Origin of the sequence: Pseudoalteromonas sp. A22 (assembly GCF_018141345.1) — a bacterium.
GTDB classification, from domain to species: domain Bacteria; phylum Pseudomonadota; class Gammaproteobacteria; order Enterobacterales; family Alteromonadaceae; genus Pseudoalteromonas; species Pseudoalteromonas maricaloris.
On the sequence record NZ_CP047238.1, the window covers coordinates 3,702,658 to 3,710,000 of the forward strand.

Sequence of the window (7,343 nt, forward strand, 5' to 3'; positions counted from 1 at the left end):
CCTCTTTATTCAACGCTAAGTGTTTGCTCAACCACATACGTTATGTTGCTCATCAACACAGACTATTAAATTTAGGACGTCTATCGCAGCAATACAACCGGTTCAAAATACTATGATATAGTTTTATCGTATAATTACCTACAATAGGCGCACATAAATGAAACTACGTACAGCTGTCACTCTACTATTTACGGCAGTCTCAACACAACTTTCAGCAAGCCCATTAGACGAATCAAAAATACAATTTTTGGGTCCCATCGCAGGCGAATCAACAATAAAGCCAGTGGATACAGCTCATCGTGATGCAATTATTGAAAACCTGCTACCATCATTACAACAAGACGCTAAACAGGTAACGCTATTCAATAATGAAAGCAAATGGCAGCCTCTAAACAAAACAACACAATTAACAATACCTGGACTGCAGGCTCTAAAGTTTAATTTCACTACTGAACGTTTTGTTTCAGGTAAACTCAAGCTTGAGGGCGTCGAGAAAGCCAAAGTATTTCTAAATGGAGAGCCAGTCGCCGGTGTTAAAGAAGTTCAGCTTGATGTAGTCAAGGGCGATCATCAAATCCTCGTAATCGCTGAGCAGGTAAATGACTGGAATAAAGTTGATCTTAGCTTTGAAGGTGAAGCAGCGCATGACGTTATCACGCTAACAGAAAAACAAACCAAAGCGCTGTCTGCAAAGCAATTGTTTGATGCTCCAACAGTGAGTGCTATCTCACTTGCACCTAACGGCGAATATTACATTTCTACCGTACGCCACTATGATGATGAAAAAGGCAACGCAGCAATCACCGAAACAGCTTTATACAATGAAGATGGTGACATGCTTTACAGTTTCGATGGCATGACTGCAACTGGCTTTGCATGGCGTGATGACAGCAGCAAACTCACCTATTTAGAAGACAATAAAGCTTACGTCCTAGATGTAAAAACCTTTAAACGTACTCAAGTTGCTACTAAGCTCAATGGCGCGAATAGTATAGAGTTTTTTGATAATGACACGCTTATTTTTACTTGGACCAACAGCGGCAAAGAAGAAGGCAAACTGACTAAACATTATCAAGGTTTAGAAGATAGATGGTCATATGCTCGCACCCAATCGCAAATCTTCTTACTCGATATCAAAAGTGGGCTACTTAATCCTGTGACCGTTGGCGCACAAAGCCACAGCTTGGCCGACTTTGACGCACAAGCAAACACGGTTTTAGCAACGCGTAATAAGCAAGACTACGCGCAACCTCCTCACATGTTGACAGAGCTAATAGAAATCGATCTAACAAACAATCAGCAAAGTGTCATTGGCCAGTATCGTACATTTAGTGGCGCGCAATACACTAAAAATGGTATTTATGTAACTGCAGGTCCTGATTTTGCCGAAGGTGCGGGGCGCAACTTACCTGAAGGTATGCTCGCGAATAACTATGATGGCCAACTTTATTGGATAGATCGCAAAGGCCACAATGTAAAAGCACTGAGTAAAAACTTTGATCCAGCCATAAGCAGCTTTACCGTACTCAGTAATGGCGATGTGGTACTGAAAGCGACTGACCAAGATCGTCAACAGCTTTTCTTCTTCGACGAAAGTAAGTCCACTTTCAAACGCTTAAATACCGGACTGGATGTTGTCACGAATTATTCAGTGTCTAGTGAACGTAATCCAGAGATCTTATTCACAGGAACTACTGCGTCAACTCCACAGCAGTTAAAAACCATGTCTGCCTCAGATAAGCGAGCTGACACGCTCTGGGACTCAACAAATATCGCATACCAGAATGCGGAAATTGCCAACCTAGAAGAGTTTAATTTTACTAATACTGAAGGCGTGGAGATTAAAGGCCGCGTGTATCTACCACACGATTTAGACAAAGCTAAAAAATACCCAGCTCTCGTTTATTACTACGGTGGCACTTCTCCAGTGACTCGTGGCTTTACAGGGCGTTACCCATTTAACTTATGGGCAGCAAAAGGCTATGTTGTTTATGTCTTGCAACCAACTGGTGCGACAGGTTTCGGTCAGAAATTCTCAGCAGAACACGTTAATGCTTGGGGTGAACACACCGCTAACGATATCATCATGGGTACCAAAGAGTTTGTGAAAGCCTACCCTTTCGTTGATGACAAGCGTTTAGGTAATTTAGGTGCTTCTTACGGCGGCTTCATGACTATGCTGCTGACAACAAAAACTGATTTATTCTCAGCTTCTATCTCACATGCTGGTATTTCTAATATTACTTCATACTGGGGCCAAGGCTGGTGGGGTTATTTGTATTCTGGCGAGGCCTCAAAAGGAAGTTTCCCCTGGAACAATCCAACGCTTTACTCACAACATAGCCCGGTATTTAATGCAGACAAAGTAACAACGCCATTATTGTTAATTCACGGTGACGCGGATACCAATGTGCCGCCAGGTGAAAGTCACAATATGTATACCGCATTGAAGATCCTTGGCCAAGATGTTGAATTGGTCGAATACAAAGGCGCAGATCATCAAATTTTGGCTCGCGACCAGCGTTTCCATTGGTGGAACACCATGCTGGCTTATTTCGACAAACATTTAAAGCAAGAGCCACAATGGTGGGAACATCTATACGGTAAGTAATCAACGCTAGGCGGCACTCTGTGTCGCCTTTTTGTTTAGCGAAGCAGCAATCAAACACATCATTGTATATAATTTAATAATAAAGCTTGATTTCCCCTTGATCGAACTAGGTTGTCAGGTTAACGTGCCAGATACAGAGTTGTAAGAATTCGTTTCATGCACTTCCAAGCAGCGATCTCTCAGTGTTATATTAACGACAATTAAACAACAATTAACAGTGAAAACATGAGCATAAAGGTTTTATTAGTTGAAGATGATGAACTCTTAGCAAAGCGACTGTGTAGTCACTTTGAAAATACCGAGTTCAGTATCACTGTAGACAATACGGGTGCTACTGCGCTTGAGCTTATTCAAGCTCAAACCCAAAACCCATTTGCACTTGCTATTGTTGATGTTGTTTTACCCGCCACTGATGGCCTGCAACTTGCGAAAGAAATTAATACCTTATCAGACCTTGGTGTCATCATGCTTTCCAGTCGAGACTCTCAAGCCGACAGAATCGCAGGTCTTGCGCAAGGTGCTGATGACTACGTCTGTAAGCCTGTTGATACGCTTGAGCTTGAACTGCGTATGCGTGCCTTATACAAACGTTTAGTTGGTAATAAAGACGATGAATCGGAAGAGTTTATCGAATATGCTGACTTTAAACTACACCCTGATAACCGTACCTTAATCAATCAACATGGTATTGAGTCTCGACTTACCGAAGCAGAGCATAAAGTATTGATTTGTCTTATTTCCAATGCTGGAAGGGCAACATCCAGAGAGCGTATTTCAGAAGACATTGGGCAACCTGATTGGAGCCCAAGTGACAGAACGGTTGATGTATTAGTTGGCCGACTACGCAAAAAACTCGGCGATGAAAAAGAGCAAAAACGCATTGTGACGGTTCGTGGTAAAGGTTATATGTTGTCAGCTTAATCTTTACCAATAATACGCCCCCTCTCTATTGAAATGCCGCTGGCTACTACTGTGTTAACTGAGCTAACAGCCTCTCCAACGCGCGATAACTAAGCGCTTCCTTTAAATGTGATAAGCCAATATTAGGTGTAGAGCTCAGATCTGCAATGGTACGTGCAACCTTGATTATTCGATGATATGAACGTGGTGATAGCTTTAGTTTTTCTGCAGCCTTTGCTAGAAATAAACGTTCAGCATCAGCAAGATAGCAGATATGATTTAGCTCTTTTACACTCAATTGGTCATTACACTTTCCCTGACGTGCTAAAGCTGTTTTATAGGCCTGCTCCACTCTAGCCCTTATTGTCGCGCTAGACTCTCCATCACTCTGGGATTGTAGCTCTTCCGTTTTTAGACGAGGTAATTCTACTTGTAGATCTATTCGGTCTAAAAATGGACCTGAAATCTTAGCCAAATAGCGCAATACTTGATCTGGAGACGCTCTTTTGTCAGTGTAGCAACCTGTTGGACTGGGATTTAATGCTGCGATCAGTTGAAAGTTTGCAGGGTAATCAACTTGCCGAGCTGCGCGCGAAATCGTTACCATGCCCGTTTCCATCGGCTCACGTAATGAGTCCAGTACCTTCCTATCAAATTCTGGCAACTCGTCCAAAAATAGAACGCCATTATTTGACAATGATATCTCCCCAGGCTTTGGGTTCGACGAGCCTCCAACCAAGGCTACCGCAGAGCAAGTATGATGTGGAGCTCTAAAAGGCCTTGTTTTCCAGTTTGATTGGCTGATTGTTTTTCCCAGTATGGAATAGATAGAAGCTGTTTCTAATGCCTGATTATCAGTCATTAATGGCATTATCGTGGGTAGGCGCTGAGCAAGCATCGATTTTCCAGTGCCAGGAGGACCAAGAAATAAAACGTTATGCCCACCTGCCGCGGCTATTTCTAGTACTCGCTTCGCCCCCTCTTGCCCTTTCACCTCAGCCATATCCAGCAAGCTCCCACCTGAAGCTTCAATATTTAAATTATCTGGGTAGAGTTGATTAAACCTGAGTGATTGCTGGCCGCTTAAGCCTAACCAAGCTGTACGCAAGCAGCTTATGGCAACACGATTGGCATCAGCGGCGAGGCTCGCAACTGCATCGTTACCAATTGGTAGGTAAGCAGTTCGCCCCTCCTTCGCTGCTGCAATAACAGATGGCAAAATCGCTGTGACCGTCCTCAGCTCACCATTTAACGCAAGCTCACCATAAAACTCTTTATCAGCAATAGCATGGCTATCTAACTGCCCTGATGCGACGAGAACACCGAGTGCGATTGCAAAGTCAAAGCGGCCACCGTCTTTGGGTAGATCTGCTGGTGCTAAGTTTACTGTAATACGCTGTTCTGGAAATAAAAAGCCAGCATTCACAAGCGCACTACGAACGCGTTCTTTGGCTTCTTTAACTGAGGTTTCGGGTAATCCAACAATACTAAAGGCAGGTAAACCATTGCTAAGGTGTACCTCAACAATTACCTCGGGTGCGGTAATACCAACTTGTGCTCGAGTGAAGACTCTTGCTAAAGACATCCATGTCTCCTGCTTACTTAATATTTATAGTTAAATACGTGTAACACCAAGTGGTATCGCATAGCCGCTAATCTCAATAACAAGGTTGCCGCCATGGACAATACCATTACGTATTCTGTTGCCATGCCCAATTTAATTGCTTGAGTATAGACTACCCCGCCAAAAATGCAGGTGATCGCGTATAACTCTCCTTTTAGAAGAAGTGGGATTTCTCGGGCCAATACGTCTCTGATGACTCCACCAAAACACCCAGTCAATACGCCCATGATCACAGCTGTAGTGTCAGGCATCCCAATACTTAAAGCCTTTTGTACTCCCATTACAGCGAAAAAAGCAAGCCCAATAGCATCAGCAACCTGCAGTACAGTTCTTGGAATATTTTGATGCTGATTTAGCCACCATATACTCACAGCGACAGCAAATAAAATAGCGTAAATATAGCTAGTATCATGAAGCCAAAAAACGGGTTGATCTAAAATCAAATCTCGTAATGTTCCCCCTCCGATACCAGTCACCGTCGCAAGGACAATCACACCAAAGCCATCCATATGTTTACTATGCGCAATTAAGGTTCCCGAGATTGCAAAAACCATAACACCCAAGAGATCAAACCAATGATAGAGTTCTGACATTTCGTAATTAGTTGTGAAACAAAAGCAAAATCATAACGAAGATCTCACACAAAAGGTAGTAGCATCGCCGATATTTACAGCTATCAATGTGGTGAGAAAATTGACTTTATGAAATGTTTAGGATGAATGCTTGCGGATAAACGATCTACCATGTTGCACTATGATTATACTATGGTGGGAGCGAGTTCACCTCGCGATGTGTTGATTGGCTTGCGAGGGTTTTATATCTTATACCAATTGCACTAAGTCTCCAATCAATTTGAAGGGTGAAATACCATATTAGCGTCGTTAAAAATTTCTCATTTAGAACAACTAAATAGCAAAATTTTTGCCTAGCTACTAAAGCTATTTCTCCGCTTCAAATAGCTCATTTACCTAATACAATTGGTATTAAATCTCTATACCCCAAACAGCAAAAAACTATCACATTGCTGAAACAGATTTTGATGTACATGGTTTTTTTGCCGAAACTTACATTGCAACCTATCGGCGGGTAAACCAGCTCCTACCATGTTGCACTGTGCTGATACTGTGGTGGGAGTAGGAGCGAGTTTACCTCGCGAGGTTTTCAAATCACACATAGCAAAAAACCCGCTGCATTACTGCAACGGGTTTCTCTTATTTGTCCCTGGCGATGTTCTACTTTCACATGGGTAATCCACACTATCATCGACGCTGTTTTGTTTCACTTCTGAGTTCGGCATGGGGTCAGGTGGGTCCAAAACGCTATAGTCACCAGGAAATTCTGTTCATCAATGAAGTCTCCCTCATCAATGTAAATCCGGAAAAAGCTATTAAATTCTTTGTCTACTTTAGTCTATTAACTTCTGTCGCTTATAAACCACTTTGGCGTTGTATGGTTAAGCCTCACGGGTAATTAGTACGAGTTAGCTTAATGCCTCACAGCACTTCCACATCTCGCCTATCAACGTTGTAGTCTTCAACGGCCCTTCAGTTGACTCTAAGTCAAAGTGAGAACTCATCTCGAGGCCTGCTTCCCGCTTAGATGCTTTCAGCGGTTATCAGTTCCGAACGTAGCTACCGGGCAATGCAATTGGCATCACAACCCGAACACCAGCGGTTCGTCCACTCCGGTCCTCTCGTACTAGGAGCAGCCCCTCTCAATTCTCAAACGCCCACGGCAGATAGGGACCGAACTGTCTCACGACGTTCTAAACCCAGCTCGCGTACCACTTTAAATGGCGAACAGCCATACCCTTGGGACCGACTTCAGCCCCAGGATGTGATGAGCCGACATCGAGGTGCCAAACACCGCCGTCGATATGAACTCTTGGGCGGTATCAGCCTGTTATCCCCGGAGTACCTTTTATCCGTTGAGCGATGGCCCTTCCATTCAGAACCACCGGATCACTATGACCTACTTTCGTACCTGCTCGACGTGTCTGTCTCGCAGTTAAGCTTGCTTCTACCATTACACTAACCGTACGATGTCCGACCGTACTTAGCAAACCTTCGTGCTCCTCCGTTACTCTTTGGGAGGAGACCGCCCCAGTCAAACTACCCACCAGGCACTGTCCTCAACCCCGATTCAGGGGCCTAAGTTAGAACATCAACACTACAAGGGTGGTATTTCAAGGTCGGCTCCACAGAAACT

At 43.6% G+C, this 7,343-nt stretch carries 4 protein-coding genes and 2 rRNA genes (1 of these 6 running past the window's edge); 2 read left to right on the forward strand and 4 right to left on the reverse strand.

The window, feature by feature from the left end:
* The first annotated feature begins 157 nt into the window (after positions 1 to 157).
* Both GSF04_RS21605 and GSF04_RS21610 read left to right on the forward strand, forming a co-directional pair.
* On the forward strand, positions 158 to 2,611 hold the full coding sequence (locus GSF04_RS21605; protein WP_211858769.1) for a prolyl oligopeptidase family serine peptidase: 2,454 nt from the start codon (positions 158 to 160) through the stop codon (positions 2,609 to 2,611).
* A gap of 225 nt (positions 2,612 to 2,836) precedes the next feature.
* A complete protein-coding gene (locus GSF04_RS21610; protein WP_010605961.1) occupies positions 2,837 to 3,532 on the forward strand; it encodes a response regulator transcription factor in 696 nt (231 codons plus the stop codon).
* Positions 3,533 to 3,578: 46 nt separating this feature from the next.
* On the opposite strand, the gene GSF04_RS21615 is transcribed toward GSF04_RS21610, so the two are convergent.
* From GSF04_RS21615 to GSF04_RS21630, 4 genes are all read right to left on the reverse strand, one after another.
* Positions 3,579 to 5,096 carry a YifB family Mg chelatase-like AAA ATPase gene (locus GSF04_RS21615; RefSeq protein ID WP_211858770.1) on the reverse strand — a complete coding sequence of 506 codons (1,518 nt, stop codon included), beginning with the start codon at positions 5,094 to 5,096 and terminating at the stop codon, positions 3,579 to 3,581.
* 17 nt (positions 5,097 to 5,113) lie between these two features.
* A complete protein-coding gene (locus GSF04_RS21620) occupies positions 5,114 to 5,728 on the reverse strand; it encodes a trimeric intracellular cation channel family protein (RefSeq protein ID WP_211858771.1) in 615 nt (204 codons plus the stop codon).
* Positions 5,729 to 6,354: 626 nt separating this feature from the next.
* A 5S ribosomal RNA gene (rrf, locus tag GSF04_RS21625) occupies positions 6,355 to 6,468 on the reverse strand.
* Between the two features lie 116 nt (positions 6,469 to 6,584).
* Positions 6,585 to 7,343: ribosomal RNA gene (locus GSF04_RS21630) — 23S ribosomal RNA — on the reverse strand (it continues 2,126 nt past the right edge of the window).